At 58.6% G+C, this 20,705-nt stretch carries 22 protein-coding genes; all 22 read right to left on the reverse strand.

The features are described 5' to 3' along the window. Position 1: 1 nt before the first annotated feature. The 22 genes from fliR to ACGK9W_RS09245 all read right to left on the reverse strand — a co-directional run bounded on the left by fliR (position 2) and on the right by ACGK9W_RS09245 (position 20,656). A complete protein-coding gene (gene fliR, locus ACGK9W_RS09140; RefSeq protein WP_008173076.1) occupies positions 2 to 787 on the reverse strand; it encodes a flagellar biosynthetic protein FliR in 786 nt (261 codons plus the stop codon). A 3-nt stretch (positions 788 to 790) separates the two neighbouring features. Next, positions 791 to 1,060: a flagellar biosynthesis protein FliQ gene (gene fliQ / locus ACGK9W_RS09145; RefSeq protein ID WP_008173075.1), complete on the reverse strand. Its 270-nt coding sequence runs from the start codon at positions 1,058 to 1,060 to the stop codon at positions 791 to 793. Between the two features lie 8 nt (positions 1,061 to 1,068). Continuing rightward, a complete protein-coding gene (fliP, locus tag ACGK9W_RS09150; RefSeq protein WP_008173074.1) occupies positions 1,069 to 1,845 on the reverse strand; it encodes a flagellar type III secretion system pore protein FliP in 777 nt (258 codons plus the stop codon). Positions 1,846 to 1,849: 4 nt separating this feature from the next. Further along, positions 1,850 to 2,299, reverse strand: a complete 450-nt coding sequence (fliO, locus tag ACGK9W_RS09155) for a flagellar biosynthetic protein FliO (RefSeq protein ID WP_273018029.1) — start codon at positions 2,297 to 2,299, stop codon at positions 1,850 to 1,852. 1 nt (position 2,300) lies between these two features. Continuing rightward, entirely contained in the window at positions 2,301 to 2,792 is a 492-nt protein-coding gene (fliN, locus tag ACGK9W_RS09160) for a flagellar motor switch protein FliN (RefSeq protein ID WP_008173072.1), read from the reverse strand. Beyond that, positions 2,785 to 3,783, reverse strand: a complete 999-nt coding sequence (gene fliM / locus ACGK9W_RS09165; protein ID WP_273094625.1) for a flagellar motor switch protein FliM — start codon at positions 3,781 to 3,783, stop codon at positions 2,785 to 2,787. The genes fliN and fliM overlap by 8 nt, the downstream gene beginning before the upstream one ends. A gap of 36 nt (positions 3,784 to 3,819) precedes the next feature. Further along, positions 3,820 to 4,329 carry a flagellar basal body-associated protein FliL gene (gene fliL, locus ACGK9W_RS09170; protein WP_008173070.1) on the reverse strand — a complete coding sequence of 170 codons (510 nt, stop codon included), beginning with the start codon at positions 4,327 to 4,329 and terminating at the stop codon, positions 3,820 to 3,822. Between the two features lie 165 nt (positions 4,330 to 4,494). Further along, a complete protein-coding gene (locus ACGK9W_RS09175) occupies positions 4,495 to 5,685 on the reverse strand; it encodes a flagellar hook-length control protein FliK (protein ID WP_008173069.1) in 1,191 nt (396 codons plus the stop codon). Between the two features lie 153 nt (positions 5,686 to 5,838). Continuing rightward, on the reverse strand, positions 5,839 to 6,186 hold the full coding sequence (locus ACGK9W_RS09180) for an Hpt domain-containing protein (protein WP_008173068.1): 348 nt from the start codon (positions 6,184 to 6,186) through the stop codon (positions 5,839 to 5,841). Further along, complete coding sequence (locus ACGK9W_RS09185; protein ID WP_405420496.1) at positions 6,179 to 7,936, reverse strand: PP2C family protein-serine/threonine phosphatase; 1,758 nt, start codon at positions 7,934 to 7,936, stop codon at positions 6,179 to 6,181. The genes ACGK9W_RS09180 and ACGK9W_RS09185 overlap by 8 nt, the downstream gene beginning before the upstream one ends. 24 nt (positions 7,937 to 7,960) lie before the next feature. Next, on the reverse strand, positions 7,961 to 8,266 hold the full coding sequence (locus ACGK9W_RS09190; RefSeq protein WP_053112487.1) for an STAS domain-containing protein: 306 nt from the start codon (positions 8,264 to 8,266) through the stop codon (positions 7,961 to 7,963). 122 nt (positions 8,267 to 8,388) lie between these two features. Next, complete coding sequence (gene fliJ / locus ACGK9W_RS09195; protein WP_008173065.1) at positions 8,389 to 8,832, reverse strand: flagellar export protein FliJ; 444 nt, start codon at positions 8,830 to 8,832, stop codon at positions 8,389 to 8,391. Beyond that, entirely contained in the window at positions 8,832 to 10,226 is a 1,395-nt protein-coding gene (gene fliI, locus ACGK9W_RS09200) for a flagellar protein export ATPase FliI (protein ID WP_053112489.1), read from the reverse strand. Before fliI ends, fliJ begins: the two co-directional genes overlap by 1 nt. Further along, the gene (locus ACGK9W_RS09205) at positions 10,207 to 11,100 is read right to left on the reverse strand and encodes a flagellar assembly protein FliH (protein WP_405420501.1); all 894 of its coding nucleotides are present in this window, start codon (positions 11,098 to 11,100) and stop codon (positions 10,207 to 10,209) included. The genes fliI and ACGK9W_RS09205 overlap by 20 nt, the downstream gene beginning before the upstream one ends. Further along, positions 11,100 to 12,143, reverse strand: coding sequence for a flagellar motor switch protein FliG (gene fliG / locus ACGK9W_RS09210; protein WP_104320340.1), 1,044 nt, complete (start codon positions 12,141 to 12,143; stop codon positions 11,100 to 11,102). The genes ACGK9W_RS09205 and fliG overlap by 1 nt, the downstream gene beginning before the upstream one ends. Continuing rightward, the gene (gene fliF / locus ACGK9W_RS09215; protein ID WP_405420505.1) at positions 12,136 to 13,845 is read right to left on the reverse strand and encodes a flagellar basal-body MS-ring/collar protein FliF; all 1,710 of its coding nucleotides are present in this window, start codon (positions 13,843 to 13,845) and stop codon (positions 12,136 to 12,138) included. Before fliF ends, fliG begins: the two co-directional genes overlap by 8 nt. Positions 13,846 to 13,860: 15 nt before the next feature. Continuing rightward, positions 13,861 to 14,229, reverse strand: coding sequence for a flagellar hook-basal body complex protein FliE (fliE, locus tag ACGK9W_RS09220; RefSeq protein WP_008173058.1), 369 nt, complete (start codon positions 14,227 to 14,229; stop codon positions 13,861 to 13,863). Positions 14,230 to 14,480: 251 nt separating this feature from the next. Next, entirely contained in the window at positions 14,481 to 15,947 is a 1,467-nt protein-coding gene (locus ACGK9W_RS09225) for a sigma-54 dependent transcriptional regulator (RefSeq protein WP_008173057.1), read from the reverse strand. 12 nt (positions 15,948 to 15,959) lie between these two features. Next, positions 15,960 to 17,198, reverse strand: coding sequence for a PAS domain-containing sensor histidine kinase (locus ACGK9W_RS09230; RefSeq protein ID WP_014577638.1), 1,239 nt, complete (start codon positions 17,196 to 17,198; stop codon positions 15,960 to 15,962). A gap of 230 nt (positions 17,199 to 17,428) precedes the next feature. Next, a complete protein-coding gene (locus ACGK9W_RS09235) occupies positions 17,429 to 18,880 on the reverse strand; it encodes a sigma-54 dependent transcriptional regulator (RefSeq protein WP_273157554.1) in 1,452 nt (483 codons plus the stop codon). A 70-nt stretch (positions 18,881 to 18,950) separates the two neighbouring features. Then, a complete protein-coding gene (locus ACGK9W_RS09240) occupies positions 18,951 to 19,280 on the reverse strand; it encodes an SOS cell division inhibitor (RefSeq protein WP_092033270.1) in 330 nt (109 codons plus the stop codon). A gap of 17 nt (positions 19,281 to 19,297) precedes the next feature. Continuing rightward, complete coding sequence (locus ACGK9W_RS09245) at positions 19,298 to 20,656, reverse strand: DUF1329 domain-containing protein (protein ID WP_405420510.1); 1,359 nt, start codon at positions 20,654 to 20,656, stop codon at positions 19,298 to 19,300. Positions 20,657 to 20,705 lie beyond the last annotated feature (49 nt).

Raw genomic sequence — 20,705 nt, forward strand, 5'->3', positions numbered from 1 at the left:
TCTACGGCTGCCCCTGCAATCCCCGCATGAAATCAAAGGTTTCCCGGGCGTACTGATCGAAGTGCGGCAGAAAATTGGCGTGCAGCACCCATATGGCAAACAATCCAAAAATCAGGCCAATCGGGAAACCCAACGCGAAGATGTTCATCTGGGGAGCGGCGCGCGTCATGACACCAAAGGAGATGTTGACGATCAGCACGGCGGTAACCGCCGGCAACGCCAGGAGCATGGCGGAGGCGAACATCCAGCTGATCCGGTGGGCCAGTTCCCAGACTCCGGTCTGGCCTAGGCCTTCCATCCCAATAGGTAGGGTCCGGAAGCTTTCTATAAACACTTCAAAGGCAACCAGGTGGCCGTTCATGGCCAGGAACAACAGGGTGATGGTGATGGTGTAAATCTGGGACAGTACGGGCACGTTCACACCGTTGGCCGGATCGACCATTGAGGCAAAGCCCAGCCCCATCTGCATGGCGATCATCTGGCCGGCAATCACGAACAACTGCCAGAGTGCGGTCAGCGCAAAGCCCATGCCGACGCCGATGAGTATCTGCTGCAGGGTAATGACCACGGCATCGGCGCTCAGGGCTTCCACCTGAGGAACGGGCGGTATCATGGGCGCGATGAGTATGGTCATCAGCAAGGCCAGCCCGAGACGGATCCGGGCCGGCACCAGCTGGGCACCGAAAATGGGGATCACCATCAGGAAGCTGGCCAGGCGGAACAGCGGCCAGAGGTGCTGGCCGACCCATTGGCCGATCACATCCGCGCTGATCTCCGCCGGTATCATCCGTCAGCCAATCAGGTAGGGTATGTTGCCGAACAACCGGTTGGCATGATCCAGCAACTGCGTGAGCATCCAGGGGCCCCAGACGATGATGACAATCAACGTAACCAGCAGGCGCGGCAGGAAGCTCAGGGTCTGTTCGTTAATCTGGGTGGCAGCCTGGAAGGTACTGACCACAAGACCAATCACCAGCCCCGGGCCGATGATGATCGAGGCAAGAAGCACGATCATCCACAGGGCTTCGCGCAGAATGTCGATAACGGTTTCCGGAGTCATGATGCCTCCTATATTCCGTAACTGGCGGCGAGTGTGCCCATGATCAGGGCCCAGCCATCCACCAGAACAAAGAGCATGATCTTGAACGGCAGGGAAATGATGATCGGCGACAGCATCAGCATACCCATGGCCATGAGAACACTGGCCACCACCATATCGATAATCAGGAACGGGATGAACAGGATAAACCCGATCTGGAACGCGGTTTTGAGCTCACTGGTTACGAATGCCGGCATCAGTATCCAGAAGGACACGTCCTGCGGTGTATCGTACTGTGTGTCGGAGATCCGCATGAACAGGGCCAGATCGCTCTCACGGGTCTGTTCCAGCATGAATTTCCGGAACGGTTGGCTTGCCAGCTCGACCGCCTCCAGGGAGGTTACTTCCTCCTGCATGTAGGGTTGCAGCGCCACCCGGTTGGCCTCTTCCAGCACCGGTTTCATGATGAAGATGCTGAGAAACAGGGCCAGGCCGAGAAGAATCTGGTTCGACGGTGTGGATTGCAGGCCAATTGCCTGGCGCAGGATCGCAAACACAACGATGATGCGGGTAAAAGACGTCATCATCATGAGCATGGCCGGCAGGAACGTCAGCGCTGTCATCAGCGCCAGGATCTGCAGGGTTACCGAGTATTCCTGGGCGCCCTCGCCTTCTCCGGGCGTCACTGTGAAAGCCGGTATACCAGGGATGCCGGAAGGCTCCTGAGCCAGCGCCAGTGGCGCCCAGACAAAGCCCGCCAAGACAATCAGGGATGGAAGCAGTCGCTTGATGGTTGCCGCAAGCATGGGGCTAGTCGTTCCTTGTCGGGGAAGTCCAGGATTTGCCGATCATGCCCTGCAGACGCCGGGCAAAATCACTGGAGCCGGCGCTGCCAGCCTCGACAACCGGCTCGTCAAACACATGCAGGGTCCGGATCGCCGATGGGGTAATACCCAACAGGATCTGCTGGCCGCCCACCTCAATCAGCGCGATACGCTCGCGAGCACCAATGGCCATCACCGACACCACCTTGATGGCGTTGTTGTTCATGCCGGTCATGCCGTTCATCCGGCGGATGATCCAGGCGCAGCCATAGATCACGGCAACCACGGCCACCAGACCCAGCCCCAGGCTGAGAATGGTTCCGAGGGTATCCGGGGCTCGCACCGGCGAATCAGGCGCAGCAGTCTTTGCCGTTTCCTGGGCAACAACCGGATTGATCACAAGCAGCGCCAGTGCCGCAGTCACTCTGGACCACATGTTACTTCTGCAACCGCTTGATACGTTCGCCCGGGCTGATCACATCGGTGAGACGGATGCCGAACTTTTCATTCACCATGACCACCTCGCCATGGGCGATCAGGGTACCGTTTACCAGCACGTCCAGCGGTTCGCCCGCAAGCCTGTCCAGTTCGATAACCGAGCCCTGGTTCAGTTGCAGCAGGTTCCGTATCGGGATCTGGGTGTTGCCCACTTCCATGGAAATGGTGACCGGTATATCGAGAATGACGTCGATATCCGGAGCAGGACCACCACCCATGGAGGGTTCGCTTCCGGTCTCGAATTCCTCCATGGGCGCAGCCTGAACATCGTCTTCGGCCTCTCCGGTCTCGCCGGCCTCTGCCATCGCAGCGGCCCACTCGTCCTCGCGTTCGCCCTCATCACCGGACTCTTCCATGGCGGCTTCCCACTCGGCAGCCAGCTTTTCGTCTTCGCTGAGCTCCTGCTCGTCTTTCTTGTCGTCGTCAGCCATTGCGTCCCACCTTCAATTGTTTCTTTACCTTGGGCCTTGATGCCCGCTCATGAATCCGCAGTGCCAGTTTCCCGTCACGGGTCCCCAGAGTTGCCTTGTAAACGGGGATGCCGTTGGCGGTGACCGTCAAATGCTCGGGCACCTCCACCGGGATAATGTCACCGGCTTTCATCTTGGCGATGTCCCGCAACGAGATCCGACGGCGACAGACCGTCGTGTTGATCGGAACGTTGACCTCTTTGATGTCTTCCTGGAGCGCGTTCACCCAGCGCTCATCAACATCGTCAATATCACTCTGAACCCCGGCATCGAGCACGTCGCGGATGGGCTCGATCATGGAATAGGGCAAGGCAAAATGCAGCTCACCGCCGCCGCCGTCGAGTTCAATGTGGAAGGTGCTGACCACGACCACCTCACTGGGGCTGACGATGTTGGCCATGGCCGGGTTCACTTCTGAGCTCAGGTACTCGAAATCCACCTTGAGGACCGCGTGCCAGGCTTCCTTCATATCGTGGAACACCTGATCCAGAACCATCTGCACGATGCGGGTCTCGGTCGGGGTGAACTCGCGACCCTCGATCTTGGCGTGCCGCCCCTCCCCACCGAAGAAGTTGTCCACCAGTTTGAAGACCAGCTTGGCATCCAGCACGAACAGCGAAGTGCCGCGCAACGGGCGGACTTTGCACAGGTTCAGGCTGGTGGGCACGTACAGGGTGTGGATATACTCGCCGAATTTCATGATCTGGACGCCTCCGGTGGAGACATCGGCGTTGCGACGCATCAGGTTGAACAGGCTGATCCGGGTGTAACGGGCAAAGCGCTCGTTGATCATCTCCAGGGTCGGCATCCGGCCCCGAACGATGCGGTCCTGACTGGCAAGGTCGTAGTTCTTTATGCCGGTATCGTCAGTCTCTTCATAGGTATCAATGTCACCGTCATCCACCCCGTGGAGGAGGGCATCGATTTCATCCTGTGACAACAAGTCCTGCATACGTAGTCCTGCCCGTGAAGTACCTTGGCCCGTGCGCTATTGCACGACAAAATTTCTGAATAACACCCGTTTGATGGCGGGCTCGCCTTCCTGCTCCAGAACCTGATTCACCGTGGTTAGCATCCGCTCGGCCAGGCCACTGCGGCCCTCGGGCGTCTGCAGCTCGTTGAAGTTACTGCTACCAAGGACTGTCACCAGCTGGCTTCGAATGAGAGGCATGTGCAGCTTGGCAGCTTCAAGCGCCTGTGGATCGGTGGACTCCAGCGCCAGATAAGCCTGGGCGTAGCGTTGGCGACCCTCAGCCTGAACCGTGGTAACGATGGCTTTTTCCATCTGGTAGTAGCTGCTGGGAATAAAGGTTTCCTCTGCAACCTCGGTTGCGTCACCCTCTTCCTCCCCCATGCCCGGAAGACCGCCGCCCAGGAACCACAGGGTACCCACCACAGACAGCACAATGGCCAGGATCACCACCACAACCAGCATGATGATCAGTTTCAGTTTTCCCTTCTTGGCAGGAGCCGCTTCAGATTCGTTATTTTCAGCCATAATGTTCGCTTTGCCAGAAATCCGTCACGGGGAGCAATTTTCCGCGACTTTTCAGGATTGGATGCAAAGGGCGGGCCAGAACACCCAACCTTCCCGTTCAGAACAGCAGTTTAGCGTTGCCGGGAAGGATGGGCAAAGGAGATTGGAAGAGAATATCGAAGGGTATCAGGCGAAGATGTCTACTTCGCCTTTCCAGCTGAGATCAAGGCTGCCGGAGCTGATGCCTTCATCGTCCTGATCGCCAGCGACCAGCGATGCCGAACCGCCACCGGAGCCATTATCGTTTCCGGTGCCCTGCTCGCCGGTCTGCTGGCGAGGCGAATCGGAAACATCGAAGCCTGCCAACGACATTCCCTGCTCACCCAGCATATCCCTGAGCCGGTGGGAATGCAGTTCAAGCTGGTCACGGACCACGGGATTGGCCGAATGGACCGTAATACTCGCCTGCTCGTTCTGCACCCGGACCTTGACCTCCATGGGGCCCATGTCCGGTGGTGTCAGGTGGATTTCGGCAACCGACATGTTACGGGCAGTCAGCCAGCTGAGCTTGCCCACCAGTTTGTCGCCCCACTCTGCATGGCCTACCGGCACATCAATGGACGTAGCATAACCTCGTAATGGCGCAGCGTTCTCGGCCGTCAGTTTTGCTGCCCCATTGGCATTATTGGCCGCTTGCTGGGACACCAGATCCATGGCGGACTGGAAGCGGCCAGAATTGATCAACGAGCCGGAATCCGCATTGCGGCCGGAGTCGGTGAGCACTGAGGCCTTCATGACATCTGTCAGTGTCGCATCGCCGGAAACACCGCCGGATCCGGACTGAGCTTTCTGACCCGAGGCCCCTGTGAGAAGGCCACTGAACAATCCGGCAACGGAATTCGCTTGGCCCGAAACACCGTTGGCAGCATTGACGCCGACTCCCGGCATTGTAGCTGACATGGCGGACTCACCGGCACCTCCGGCTTTTGGATTCAGCCAGGACTGCAACTCGACAAAGGTAAGGGGAAGCGCCGTCGGCTCTGATTTGCCATCACCTGCTACAGCGGCCCAGTCCGCGTCCTGTGATTCAGCATCCGTGGCAGCGTTGGCTTTTTCGCCACCCTTTGGATCAGCGTTCGCGTTTGCTTCCGTTTTCGTCTCTGAAGGTGTGTCCCGGGCCGCCCGGGATTCATCGGCAGATCTGGCCTCAGCGGCCCGATCCGCCTTCTGGCGATCGAGCCGCTTTTGCTCAGCCTGGGAGACAGAGTCGAAATCGCTTTTCCTGTCAGCCGGATCTCGGCTGGCTCCGGATTTTGACGGGCCGGGATCTTGTTGCGTCCCGGGCGCGGGGGTTTGGGGAAGAACCATCTGGGCCATGGCAACCTCTTGCCGCTTTTATCGCATTGTCGCCCTCACCTTGCCGGACCTGGCCGGTGCATGGGCGGTTAATCCACTCAATGCGAAGGACAAAGCAATTGTGATGCCAGCGCACACCTGCTTCGCCTGACAAACGGCCTGAATAGACCTGATTCACCCCACCATCAAGCCATCCAGGCCTGCGATTACCTGTTCGAATTCCCGGGCGATGTCATCCAGTAATCCCGAGGCATCGTCCAGCCGGGATTCCTTTCCTGCGATTTCCGCCCTCAGGCAGAGATCGCCAAGTCGTGGGGCGCCAATATTGATACAACTGCCCTTGAAGCTATGGGCCGTCTTGGCAAAGGCGTCACTATCGTCAGCCCTCAGGGCTTCTTGCAATCCCCGAATCCTGTCGCGGGAATCTGCAACATAGGTCTGTATCAGCACTTCGAATTCGTCCTCCATGACGTCTCGAAGCTCAGCCAGTGCCTCCTCGTCCAGGTGTGGTTTATCAGTCATCTCGATTCTCCGCTGTACGGGCGAACTGCCAATCGTAGACAATTTCAACATGATTGCCCTGTTCATGAAACCTGATGGTCTCCGCCAGACGTTTCAACAGCAGCAGGCCCCGCCCTGCATAGCGCCCGCTCATGGTTGGGGAATTACCGGGGGCCACGCTGGGATGATTGTGAAAATCAAACCCTTGGCCGCTGTCCTCACAGATAACACGAAGCCGACCTCCATCCGGTTTCAGGGAATGGTGCAGTGTGAACCGGATGTAGTGACCCTCCACGTTGGCCAGGCGCCGATTGCGCTCCGCGTAGTAGCGGCCAAAGCCCTCCGGTGAGTGCTTCCATTCTGACGGGAGTTCCAGAACACCGTGCTCCAGCGCGTTGTTGTAGAGTTCCGCCAGCAGGGTATAGATTTCGCCGCTCTTCCGTCGAAGACCCGGCACCTCCATACAGATATGAAGCAACAGAGGCAGGGGACTGAACTCTCCGAGGGTCCTTTCCCGGATTTCATAGCTGCAGCGCCATTCCGCCGGCCCGGCAAGAGCAGACGGTGCGGCACGATCTGGCAGGGTAGCCAGCCCCGCCTCGTCCATCATTTCCAGACAACAGAGCGTCAGGTCATCGCCATCCTCAAAGTTGCCGGTGAACCGGTGAACCGCGGACATCATGGCATCGAACGGATGGTCCCCATCGTCCAGCCGGTCAAGCGTGCCGGTAACGCCCTGCTCACCGAACACGTTGCCGGCGCTGTCGGCAGATTCCAGAAAGCCGTCGGTCATCATCAGCACTCTGTCGCCAGGGGCGGCACCAACCCTCTCGAAATCGGCATTGAACTGATCTGGTGCAAGGATACCGAGGGGAAGATGCCGCGATGGCAATGCCAGGAGTTCTCCGGTGGTCCGGATCAGCCAGCCATCCGGCAGACCGCCGTTCCAGATCTGCAACTGATTAAGTTTGAAATCCGCCTCAATCATGGCGCCACAGCAGAACATGCCCGTCGGCAGAATCCGTTTGAGTTTCTGGTTGATCTCGCGCAACACGTCCTGGCCGTTAAAACCCTTATTGGCCATGCCGTAGAAGATCTCGGCTAAAGGCATGGCGCCGATGGCAGCCGGCAGACCATGGCCGGTGAAATCCCCCATGAAGATCAGCATCCCGCCCGCCCGCCGGGGCGAGGCAAACAACACATCACCATTGAAAATGGACAGGGGCGAAGCGTGATAACGAATATTGGAGGCATCCAGGCAGCCGGAATGAGCCACGTTATCGAAGACCCGTTTGGCGATTTCCTGCTCTTCGGTAAGTTGTCGGTTGCGCTCACGAATGAGATCCCGCTGATCCGAGAGGGTCCGGTGCATCAATCGCATTCGGTTGAAAGCCTTGATCTTGGCTTCAATGATGATCCGGTTATAGGGCTTTCCCAGGAAGTCATCGCCACCGGCCTCCAGACATCGGGCCAGGGCACCGGCTTCAGACAGGGAGGTCAGGAAAATCAGGGGGACCAGCCGTTCGCCAGCCAGGAGCTTGATCTGACGGGCCGCTTCCATGCCATCCATGACAGGCATCAGGGCGTCCAGCAGCACCAGATCCGGCGCCTCCCGCTGGAAAACAGAGACCGCGTCCAGTCCGTTTGCAACATCAAGGACTTCGTGCCCCAGTCGCTTCAGCAGTGTTTTGAGGATCAGGCGATCGCTGTCTGAACCGTCAGCGATCAGTATTCTCAGGGGACGGCTATGTTCTGCAACGGAATCATCCATGAGTACTCCGGCAGTCCGCGAGCATCAGCGGATATTGAAAAGTTGCTCGAAATTGGAGATTGAAAGGATACGACGGACATCGTTATTGCAGTTTTCGATGACGATTCCGGCACTGTCACCTCCGGCATAATCACGGAGCAACAACAGCATTCCCAGCGCCGAGCTATCGAGGTAGGTGGTGTCAGACAGATCCACAATGTAATTCCGGATGTGCGGATCACCGTGCTCGTAAGCATCACGGAACGCCTGATGGGTGCTGAAGTCGAAACGCCCCTCTATCCTGATAACAAGAGTCTGACCGTCATCATCGCGGCGCGTCTGGATCGGCATTCCAAAACCTCCCGGGCTATCAAGAGCAGCATTTGACCGGCGTGTACTACCAGCCCTACATCCGGTAAGGATAGCTGAGTGGTCTGATTTTGCATCTGTATTTGCTTGATGCGGAGCAAGATTCAGCGTCGACGTTGGTTAAAAGCCCGCCCCGCGGCCTCATCCGAAAGCTTCTGTTCCCGGAGATCCTGCTCCCTCTGCTCCTGCTGGCGGCAGGTTTCTATGTATTTTTCCATGCCACGCCGGCGCTCCCAGGCGTGCTGCCATTCCTTTTTGCGCGCCTCGAAGACCTTTTCCGCCTGCTCCAGCTGCGTCTGTTGCTGCCGGATTACCTGATCCAGTTGCGCAATAAAGGCCTGCCACGCCTGGAGCCTGGACACCTGCACAATCCCCTGTTGGCTGTTGCGAATCTGATCCCGGTACTCCTGCTGGTAGCGATTCAGGTTCTGGACCTGTTCGCGCTGCTGCTCCGCCAGCTTCCTGGCCTCTCCCATTCGCTCCAGGGCTTCCTGCTCCTTGCGCTCCTCCAGGGAAAGAACCACTTCCAGACGCCGGGAACGCAGCATCAGGCATCACCTCCGCCGCCAGCTGCCGGATTCGGCACGGCCGACTTACGCCGATCGGGGGATCGACGCTCTGGCACCACCGCCAGCAACTGGTCAACACTTTCCTTCAGTGGTGCACTCTCATTCAGGCCCTGCTGCAGGAACTGGCGCATATTACCGATGTGAGTGATGGCAAAATCGGTCTCGGGATCGGAACCCTTCACGTAAGCGCCGACAGAGATCAGATCCCGGGCCTGCTGGTACCGTGAGTACACCTGCTTGAATCGCTGGGCCCTGGAAAAATGTTCGGTCTCGGTTACCTGCGGCATCACCCGGCTGATCGACGCTTCCACATCAATGGCGGGGTAGTGTCCCTCTTCGGCAAGCCGGCGGGAGAGTACGATGTGGCCATCCAGAATCGCCCGGGCAGCGTCTGCAATCGGATCCTGCTGGTCATCGCCTTCGGTCAGTACGGTGTAGAACGCCGTGATAGAACCACCTCCGGGGCGACCATTGCCGGTTCGCTCCACCAACTGGGGCAGTTTGGCAAATACCGAGGGCGGGTAGCCTTTGGTCGCCGGCGGCTCACCCACGGCCAGCGCAATTTCCCGCTGGGCCTGGGCGTAACGGGTAAGAGAATCCATCAACAGGAGCACGCGTTTGCCCTGATCCCGGTAATACTCGGCAATCCGGGTGGTCAGCATGGCGGCGCGCAACCGCATCAGTGGCGAATCGTCCGCGGGCGCGGCCACCACCACCGAACGGGAAAGGCCCTCTTCGCCCAGGATGTCTTCGATAAACTCCTTTACCTCGCGGCCCCGCTCACCAATCAGGCCCACCACGGTGATGTCGGCATCGGTAAAGCGGGTCATCATGCCCAGCAACATACTCTTGCCCACGCCGCTGCCGGCAAACAGACCCAGGCGCTGCCCCTGGCCGACGGTCATCAACGCATTGATCGCCCGAATACCCACATCCATCGACTGCCGCACCGGGGCGCGGTTCAGCGGGTTGATAATATCGCCGGTGAGCGCCACGCGGGCTTCGGCCTGCAAGGGGCCTTTTCCGTCCAGGGGCTCGCCACTGCCATCGACCACCCGGCCAAGCAGCTGGGGGCCAACCGGCACCCGGCTTGCGGCAGACAGAGGCACAACCCTGGCACCGGGCTTGAGCCCCTCGATTGCTGTCAGGGGCATCAGATACACCCGGTCGTCCTCAAAGCCCACCACTTCCGCCTCAACATTACCGGTGTTCTGGCCAAAAATGACACAGCGGTCACCGACCACCATGGGGCAGCCGACACATTCGAGGGTAAGGCCCACCATGCGGGTCAGTCGGCCGGAAAGTTCAGGCTCGGGCTCGCTTCCCAGAAACTCCTGAAAGCGGTTGAGGCGATCAGCGAGGCTCGAGGTCATCACCGTCACCTGTATTTTGCGCCGGCTTCGGATCGTCTGAGGAATCCCCGGTCTCCGGGGAATCCAGCACGTCCCGATGGAAACCGGTCAAGTCTTCCATCATGGAGTCCAGTTCCTCGGTTTCTCCGCCCTCACTGTCGCTCATCTGCTGGTCCAGCATGCTCTGCACGGCCCGCTGGAAACGTTTCTCAACCGTGAAATCCACCAGGCTGTGACGGGTTTCCACCTTACAGCCACCGGGCAGAATACTGGCGTCTTCAATGACGGAAGCGGACGCTTCGAGGCGGGCGGTCACCTCGCGAACCATTTCACAGTCTTCCGGGTTTATATGGATGCGGATGTTTTCCGCGGTGGAGGGTAGCGCCTCCATGGCGCGGCGAACCACGTGACGGATCTGGGAGGAGTCGATGGTCAGTTCACGATAGACCACCGCCCGGGCCAGAACCGTGGTCAGGTTGACCAGAGAGGTTTCAAGTTCGTCCTCGTGGCGCTTGATCGGCAGCAGTAACTCACCGAGTAGATGTTCGAGACGGTCAAGCTTGGTGTCGATTTCCTTGCGGGTATCGTCGTAGCCCTTACTTTTGCCTTGCTCCCTGCCCTCTGCCAGGCCGGTTTCCAGCCCATCCTGGTGGCCTTCCTCTTTGCCGGCCTTCAGGCCATCCTGGTAACCCTGTTCCCGGCCCTCGTTATAGCCGTCTTCCCGGGCCGCCTCGCGAATCTCGTCAATGTCGGCGGCGGTGAGGGGCTTGACCTCGCGCTCCTCTTCCCGCGCTACTTCATTGCCACGGGCATCCAGCAGGGGCAGCTCCCACCGTTCATAGGCGGTCAGCTGTTCCTTGGGAATGCGATTGACGTCACGGGTGGAATCTTTCATCACATCATTTCTTCGCCGGCACCGCCGAGGGAGATTTCACCGGCCTCGGCCATACGGCGTGCAATGGTGATAATGTCTTTCTGGGCGGATTCAACTTCGCTGACCTTGACCGGCCCCTTGGCCTCAAGATCATCCTGCAACAACTCCGCTGCACGCTTGGACATGTTCTTGAAGATCTTGTTCTGGACCTCTTCGTCGGCGCCTTTGAGTGCCACCACCAGTACTTCCGAGGACACTTCCCGCAACAGTGCCTGAATACCGCGATCGTCCACTTCCTTTAGGTTGTCGAACACGAACATCAGATCCTCGATGGTGCTGGCAAGGTCCGGATCCATGTCCTTGATGGAATCCATCAGGTTGCCCTCGATGCTCCGATCCATGAAGTTCATGATATCCGCTGCCCGTTTGACACCACCAATCCGGCTAGTCTGGGAAGCAGCACCGCCGGAGAACTGTTTCTCCAGAATATCGTTGAGCTCCTGCAGCGCCTGGGGCTGGATACTCTCCAGCGATGCCACCCGCATCATGACGTCAAGGCGGACTTTTTCATCCAGAGTGCCAAGAATTTCCGCCGCCTGATCCGGATCGAGATAGGAGATGACAATGGCCTGAATCTGCGGGTGCTCGTAACGAATGATGTCACCCACAGCCCGGGGTTCCATCCACTTGAGGGTATCCAGGCCGGTGGTGTTGCCGCCAATCAGGATACGGTCGATCAGGCTGGATGCCTTATCGTCGCCCAGGGCCTGGGTCAGCATCGTCCGGATATAGTCGTCATTGCCCACGCCCAGGCCGGTCTGGCCACCCACAGCATCAACAAACTGGTTCATCACATAGGTGACTTCATCCTTGCTGACATCCTTCATCTGGGCCATGGCCACACCCACACGCTGAACCTCTTTGGGCCCCATGTGCTTGAGGATTTCAGCCGCATCCGCCTCGCCCAGTGACATCAGCAGAATCGCGGCCTGCTCCACACGCGGAATCTTCCGCTGTGGTTTCTTCGGCTCATTGCCACCCTGTTGATTGGCTTGCTCAGTCATCGACATTCACCCACTGGCGCATTACCTGTGCGACCCGCGCCGGGTCTTCGGCAATCAGACCTTTCAATGCGTTCAACTGCCTATCATAACCGTCTGTGGCACCCGGCAAAAGCAGATCATCCTGGGCGGACATGGCCTTGCGGAGCTCATCTCCACCCTCGATGTCATCAAGGCTCCCGTAACCACCGCCACTGCCGGAGCCGGAATCCAGGCCGCGTTCCCGCTGGCCACCGCCGGACAGGCTTTTAAGCGTTGGGCGCAGCAGCCCCAGCACGAGCACCAGAATCACCAGGCCTGCGAGCACTTGCTTCATCAGATCCCAGAACCAGGGCTGTTCCCAGAACGCCGGAGCCTCGAATTCAACGGATTCTTCCTGCGCAAATGCGGTATTCATCACCGTAACACTGTCACCCCGGGCAGCTGAATAGCCCACGGCGTCCCGAACCAGCATGCTGAGCCGCTGCAGCTCCTGCTCCGGCCAGGGCTCGTAGCTGACTTCGCCCGTTTGTGGATCCACTACTTTCATGTCGTCCACCGCCAGAGCCACGGTCACCCGCTTGACTCTGCCCAGCTCCTGACGTCGGTAGCTGACAGTACGATCCATTTCATAATTTCGCGTGGATTCACTTCGCACGTTGACCGGTTCTGGCACCGCCTGCTCACCATCACCGCCGGCAGCCTGCTCTGGCACCGTAGCATTAGCCGGCGGCTGGTTTGCCAGCGCACCGGGAATGCCGCCCTGTGCGCCAGCAGTGCGCCGTTCGGTCAGCTCACGCTCACTGCGCACCGCCTGCTGTTCGGGGTTGAACAATTCCTCTGCCTGCTCCACCGAGGAGAAATCGAGATCCGCCGACACTTCGGCACGATAGCGGCCATCACCCACGATGGGTCCAATGAGAGAGGCAACCCGACGTGTCAGACGCTCCTCGACTTTGGCGGTGTATTCGTATTGGTCCGCCATCTGATCCGCACCGCTCTGACTTTGCTTGCCCGTCAACAGATTGCCGTTTTGATCGACAACGGTTACGTGTTCCTTGCTCATCATGGGAACACTGCCGGCAACCAGATTCACAATAGCGTTGATCTGTTCCTGTTCCGGCCGGCGACCAGCGAAAACTTCAAGAAACACCGAGGCAGAGGGATCACGGGCATCGCGAACAAAGACAGAGCGCTCCGGGATAGCCAGATGCACACGGGCATTCCGAACGCCACGCATGCTGGCAACGGTGCGGGCAAGCTCACCCTCAAGCCCTCGCCGGTATGAGATGGTTTCCATAAACTGCGACGTGCCGAGACCACGCTCCTGGTCCAGCAGCTCGTAGCCCATGGTTTGACGATCGGTGACACCTTCGGCCGCCAGCTTCAAACGGGCGTTGTAGACCTGATCCGAGGGAACCAGCAATGCGCCGGTACGCGGATCCATCTTGTAGTCGATACCGTTGCTTTCGAGGATGGTGGTCACATCCTGGGGATTGTAGGATGAAAGATCACCCACCACCGGCTGATAGTTCGGCTCCTGAGCCCAGAGCACGACCGCCAGCCCCAGCGCCACGCTGGCGGCAAGCCCCACCGTAAGCCCGATCTGGCGCAGCAGGTTGAGCCGGTTGAACCCCATGAACAGGTCGCTGCGGCTCTCTGGCGCGTCTCCCTCCCGGGCTGCGGGCATGTTGGAGGCATTGGTTTCTGCAGGTACGCTGGCCATGACTCTGCTCCGTTATCAGATCGGCATGTTCATAATGTCTTCGTAGGCCCGAACCACCCGGTTACGTACCTGGGTCAGCGCTTCGAAGGAGACAGAGGATTTCTGGGCGGCAATCATCACACGGGTGATGTCTACGTTCGGATCGCCCATGTCGTAGGCGGTTCGCAGATCCCCAGCCGTTTTCTGGAGGTCGTTCACGTTGTTCACCGCGTTGCTAAGCATGTCATTGAAGCTGGGCGTCTCCTGGGTTTCCTGAACCTGGCGAGGGCCGTCTATGCGACCACGAACCGATTGATCCTGCTCGACCCGCTGGTTCTGCATCATCTGTGAACGCAGGGACCGGATATCGGACAAAACACTGTTGATGTCGGCACGCTGAACCATAACTCTCTCCTGGCTCCGCCCTCCCAGGGACGGAATTGCTCTTGGGATAATCTTAGCTCCGGTGAAGCAATTGGCAGGCCAAGTAGTTTTTAGATATAAATATCAGAAGGTTACGGATAAAAGGACGGAGTCGTGAAAGTTCCATGACGGACTTTTGACGACGGGCAGGGTGCCCCCACCGGCATGGGGAATCGAAGATAAAAAAACGGCACCCCGAGGGGTGCCAATGAAGGAGTTCGTCTTGCAGGGGGTCAGACCAAGGCCATTTCGGCGTCCAGATCGATTCCGGCGTCGCGCATCTGGGCCAGCTTGTACCTGAGCGTGCGGGGGCTGATCCCCAATTGCTCCGCGGCCCTGTTGCGACGCCCACGCTCTTTCCGGAGTGTCTGAATAATAATACGGAATTCCTGCTGCCTCAGATCATCTCCCAGCGAAACCGCGCCCTCCGGCTCGTCACTGCGCAAATGAGAAGGTTCGTCTAGGGGGGAAAAGCCAGAGTCTGAAATATCCGGCTCGCCCGCTGCTATGTTGGCAACGGTTTCGGTCATCGAAACCGGCGCCGCGCTGCGAAGGTCCGGCCGGCCGGTGATGCCCAGCTCCAGACACAGATCGCCAGAGTGAATGACATTTCCCTGGTGCAGCACCAGCGCTCGCTGGATGGCATTGTCCAGCTCCCGCACATTCCCCGGCCATTGATGATTCATAAGCGCACTTTTTGCGTCCTGGGCAAAGGTAATCCCGGTCAGCTTCATTTTGCGGCAATGCTTTTTAAGCAGCGAAGTAGCCAGTGGCATGATATCCAGCGGCCGCTCCCGGAGCGGCTGCCAGTGCATCGGGAACACTGTCAGACGGTAATAGAGGTCTTCCCGGAACTTGCCTTCGCGAACGTAATCCGCCAGATCCCGGTTGGTGGTCGCTACAACACGGACATCCAGGCTGATGGTCTTGCGACCACCAACCCGCTCCACTTCCCGCTCCTGCAATACCCGCAAGAGCTTGGACTGAAGCCCCAGATCCATCTCCGAAATCTCGTCCAGCAGAATGGTTCCGCCGTTGGCCTGCTCGAATTTGCCGGGCGAGGAGGCGACGGCACCGGTAAAGGCACCTTTCTCGTGACCGAACAGGATAGCCTCCAGCATGTTTTCCGGTATTGCAGCACAGTTGATCGCCACGAATGGCTGCTCTGACCGCGGGGACTGCTGGTGAATGAACCGGGCAAGGACTTCCTTGCCAGTTCCGCTTTCCCCCGAGATCATGACGGTGGAATCGCTGCCGGCCACTTTGGTCGCCAGCTGGAACATCCGCTTGCTGATCGGGTCTTCTGCCACCGGTTCATCACTGGCTTTCTCACGCCCGCCGCCAACAACCTTGCTGACGGCATCCACCAGGAAACGCGGTTCGAATGGCTTCACCAGATAATCGATAGCGCCGGCCTGCATGGCGGATACCGCATCGCTGATCTGGCCATAGGCCGTGATCAGCATCATTGGCAGGCCCGGGTACAGCCGCTGCACCTCTGCCAGAAGCTGGTGCCCTGACAGACCCGGCATGTTGACATCACTGACCACCATATCCACCGGAGCCTCGGCCAGTCGCTCAAGGGCTTCGCTGGCATTGCATGCTTCCCGAACCCGGAATTTTGCCAGTTCGAGGGTGGTTACCAGCGCTTCACGCAGGTCATGGTCGTCCTCAACAATCAGAATCTGGGCCTTGGCCATGGTTGCCTCCGATCAGTGTCTGTTACGTAATTGCGGCAAACGCAGGGTGGCTACAGCACCGCCCTGCTCCGGCGATTCAATGGAAAACCGTCCCTGATGCGCCTTGATAACGGCCTGCACCACCGCAAGGCCGAGACCCGTGCCATGGGACTTGGTTGTATAAAAAGCTTCGGTCAGCCGGGCAGCGTCCGAGGGCTCAAAACCTGGGCCGTTGTCCACAACCCGGATGACCAGTTCCCCGGTTTCCTCGGTTACCCGAACCGCCACATGGCGAGCGCCGGCCTCCAGGCTGTTATTCACCAGATTGGTACAGGCGCCAACTAGGGCATCCCGATTACACATCAGCCGGCAGTCGCTGGAGATTTTGTTCTCGAGATTCACTGTCGCGCCCGGAGCCGGCTTCAGCCCCTCGACTGCCGATGCCAGTGCCGAGACCAGTTTGTCGGCAGATAACTCCTCGGCCAGCCGGGTTTCGCCCCGGGCGAAAATGAGCATATCCCGCACCTGCTGTTCCAGGTGGGTCAGGCGCGACATCAGGCGGGAAGCACAGCGCTGACGCATTTCTTCGTCCAGATCCTCCTGGCTCAGATGGCCACCGTAAAGAATGGCCGCGGACAGCGGGGTACGGATCTGGTGAGCGAGAGACGCAACCATCTTGCCCATGGCAGACAGACGCTGGGCGTGAGCCAGCTGCGCCTGAAGGTGCCGGGTTTCGGTTAGGTCTGTCAGCAGGATTAACTGGCCGGGCTGGTTTTCCATGGTCCGGATCTCGATGCTGACCCTGCGACCATCCTTCAGAGATACTTCGTGGCCATCGTCCCGCCGGGGCGCAAAGCAGCGATGGATGACATCAACCCAGCGGGCACCGTCAAGGGGCTCCCCCAGAAGCGCAATAGCTGCCGGGTTGGTCTGCGTTACCACGCCCTGGCTATCCAGAACGACAACGCCGGCAGGCAGTGCGTTCAGCAAGGTGGACAGACGATCTGCCAGCTGCTCTTTTTCTTCAAGCTCCTGCTGACGCTGGAGCGATTCCTGGTTCAGCTCGCCGGAAAGCTGGTTGACCCGGGATTCGAGGGTCCGGTAGGAGTCAGTGATCTGCCGCGACATCCGGTTGAACAATTCCAGGGCGGTATCCACCGCCTCATCGTCCTGTTCCGGAAACAGGGCGGTAACCTTGTCATTGACGTCCGCCGCAGCGTTGGTCTTTGTGCCGCCCGCGCCGGACTGAAGAACAAATTGTGCCTGACTCATAACCTGACTCCCCGATCGGCCCGTCGGTTCGGACCTCATAGTTCGGATACTTCGTTTGCAGGTTTGTAAGCCAGCAACGTGCCAACTTGATTTTTTCTATATATTTCAAAGGCAAGGAGATTCTTGAAAGAGTAGAATGACAATTTTACGTCGGTCAGAAACGGAAACGGCGCCTCAGGTTACGAACCTTTGACGCCGTTCAGGGAGCTCTAAATTCCGGGCGATCCTGCTCAGGACTCCTCAGATTCCTCTTCCCGCAGCCCGTACTTTCGAACCTTCTCTACCAGAGTAGTGCGTCGGATCCGCAGCTTCTCGGCAGCCCTGGCCACAACGCCGCCGGCCTCGTCGAGCGCCTGCTGGATCAGCTGTTTCTCGAGGTTGGAGAGGTAATCCTTCAGGTCGATACCGTTCACCGGCAGCAATGCCGGGGCATCCAGGCCCACCAGGCCAGGAATACCGGAAGGCATACCCGTGTCCTCCACCGGGCGATTCTCATCATAGTCGTCAACGTAGCGGAACTTCTTGGGCAGCTCCTGCACGCCGATTACACCATAGGGATGCATGATCGACAGGCGTTCGACAAGATTCGCCAGTTCACGCACGTTACCGGGCCAGTCGTGCCTGCACAGACTCATGATGGCCGCGGAGTTCATCCGCAGCGAGCCACGCTTCTCCTTCTCCATCCGGGAAATAAGCTCGTTGATCAGCAAGGGAATATCTTCCACTCGCTCGCGAAGGGCCGGCATTTCGATGGGGAACACATTCAGGCGATAATAGAGATCTTCCCGGAAATCCCCGGACTCGATCATGTCTTCCAGATGCTTGTGAGTGGCGGCGATTACCCGCACATCGGCCGACTGGGTCCGATTGCTGCCCACCCGCTCGAAGGTACGCTCCTGCAAAACCCGAAGAATCTTCACCTGCATGTTGAGCGGCATGTCGCCGATCTCATCCAGAAACAGGGTGCCGCCCTCCGCCATTTCAAAGCGCCCTACCCGGGCTGTGATGGCACCGGTAAAGGCGCCTTTTTCATGGCCGAATAATTCGCTTTCCAGCAGTTCAGCCGGAATGGCGCCACAGTTCACCGGCACAAACGGTTTGTTCCGCCGGGAAGAGTGGTAATGCAGGTTGCGGGCGACCACCTCCTTGCCGGTACCGGACTCACCGGTAATGAGAACGCTGACGTCCTTATCCGCCACCTGCTCCATCAGCTGGCGTACCTGCTGGACTTTTCGGCTGGTTCCCACAAGGCTCCGGAAGAGCTGCAAACCGCGCTGCTGGCCACGCTCCCGGGAGCGGGTGAACTGATCCCGATAGATCTGGGCCCGGTAGAGCGAATCGACGAACTTGGTGTAATTGAGCGGCCATTCCATGCGAGCAATGATGCGACCGCTGGTCTCGTCGGACAGCCCCTTGAGCTCAGGGTGACCAACAACCAGAAACGGTACGCCCTGAACGGCATCACACACAGCGGTGATCGCCTCGGTGGCTCCTGCATCCTCGCCATTCACCACCGCGACCGCGATATCTGAAAGGCTTTCCTCATCACCACTGCTCAAAAGTGCCCTGGCTTCATCGCCGGCAAGAACCTGCTCCTCGCCAATGAACTCAAGAATGGTGACTATGTCCCGCAATCTTGAATCATCCTCGCTCAGCACCAGCACTTTGTTATTTTTAGACATTCAACCGAATCTCTTGGGGGATTTGTGCGGTATTTAAGACTGTAAGAACCCCAGAGTCAATTTTATGACGCTATTTTGGTCGGTTTGAAGAAACGTTCTGGTAGGCCTTCGCCGCACTCCGGTTCCTGTTTACACCCTTCAGGCCATCCTCCGCCTCCTTGCGGGCCATTCGGGCCGATTCATCGGCGGCGTCAATAAACTGCTGTAGTTCCTGCAAGCGGAGCCTCACCGGCTCCGCATCAACCTCTCCCGCTTCCAGGGCAGCCATCAGCGGCTCGACTGCCGGCTTCACCTGCTCGTTCAGCCCCGCCATCGCGTCCCAGTCCTTTTCGGCCAGGGCGCGACCGAGATCCGCCATCAGTCGATCCAGGTGGTCCAGGTGGGCTTGCGGGTCTGCCATGTCAGTCTCCTTGGAAATCAGCGGCGAGCGGCACGACGGGCGGCGGAGGCAGTAAATTCGTTGCCACGGAACCCCGGGGCGAAATCGTACGCCGGGAATCCATTATCCAGCCCATCAACGTAATAACGCTCCGCCTTCAGGTCGTAAGTCATTTCCATGGTAGTCCAGAATACCGGCTCACTGTAATAGCTGATGTTGTGAGCTTCCGACACACGCCACAGATTCCCCTCTGCATCGTATTCCTCGGACGCGAGGATCTGCCAGCTGTCTTCATCCACGTAAAACACGCGGCGATCATAAATGTGGCTGATACCGGTACGGCGTTTCGCTTCGACTACCCAAACCCGATGAAGTTCGTAGCGGGTAAGCTGCTGATTGATATGGCCCGGACGAATCACGTCGTCGGCTTCGATTTCTGGCCCGTGAAGCTTGTAGGCATTGTAGGGCACGAACAACTCGCGCTTGCCTTTCAGCTCCCAGTCGTATTGGTTAGGCGCACCGTTGTACATGTCTTTCTGGTCGACGGACCGCAGCGAGGATGAATTCGGCAGGTCGGTTTCGTAGGCCAGGTTGGGCGACCGGCGAAGACGACGGGAACCGGAATCGTACCGCCACGCAAGACGCGGCGACCGCACCTGGTCAAGCGTTTCATGCACCAGCGTGATGGTGCCGGCCAGTGACGACGGTGAGACAGTGTCCGTCTTCAGGTAAAAAATCTTGTTATCGATTTCCGCCAGCTCCGCACCCCTCTGGCTGTATGCGATGAAGTAGTCGTAATCATTGACCACCGGGTTGTAGGAGCCATCCCTCTGGGGCGTTGCAGAGGCACTACGCAGGGAAGTTTCTTCGCCCCGATAGCGCAGGATATGGTTCCAGATAACCTCCAGACCATTTTTTGGAATCGGGAAGGGACTGGTCATGATGGTGTCACGAACGCCGTTACCATTGTCCAGCAACTGCGCTGTCAGCGCGTTCTCACGAAATTTGTCGTAGACGTGCTCGGGAAACGCGGCAGTCCGTCGGGTCTGGTAAACCGGCATGAAGAAGTCGGGCCCATACTTCTCCAGCATGGCAATGTGACCGTCTGAAAGCTTGTCCCTGTATAGCTCCAGGTTGTTGGAGGTAACAACGAAAAGAGCCTCGTCTTCGGGAAACGGGTTAATTTCCACTTGCCCCTCACGCCAGCCGTCCGGCGGCGTGGCCAAACCTCCGGTCCATTCGGGTATGCTGCCTGAGCGGTTGCCCGCCTTTTCGGCTCCGACCGGGGTCAGTTCACCACCCAGCCGCTCGGCCTCGGCGGCCGTGACCTTGGACAGGGCCTGTCCGGAAAACCCGAGAAAAACCAGTGCGACACCTGCAACCAGTTGGCTTCGCATCCCTTACACCTCCAGAAATTCATGCTGTTGGGTAGCCGCCACGAGCAGA

This window comes from Marinobacter flavimaris (genome assembly GCF_045057155.1).
Lineage (GTDB): Bacteria > Pseudomonadota > Gammaproteobacteria > Pseudomonadales > Oleiphilaceae > Marinobacter > Marinobacter manganoxydans.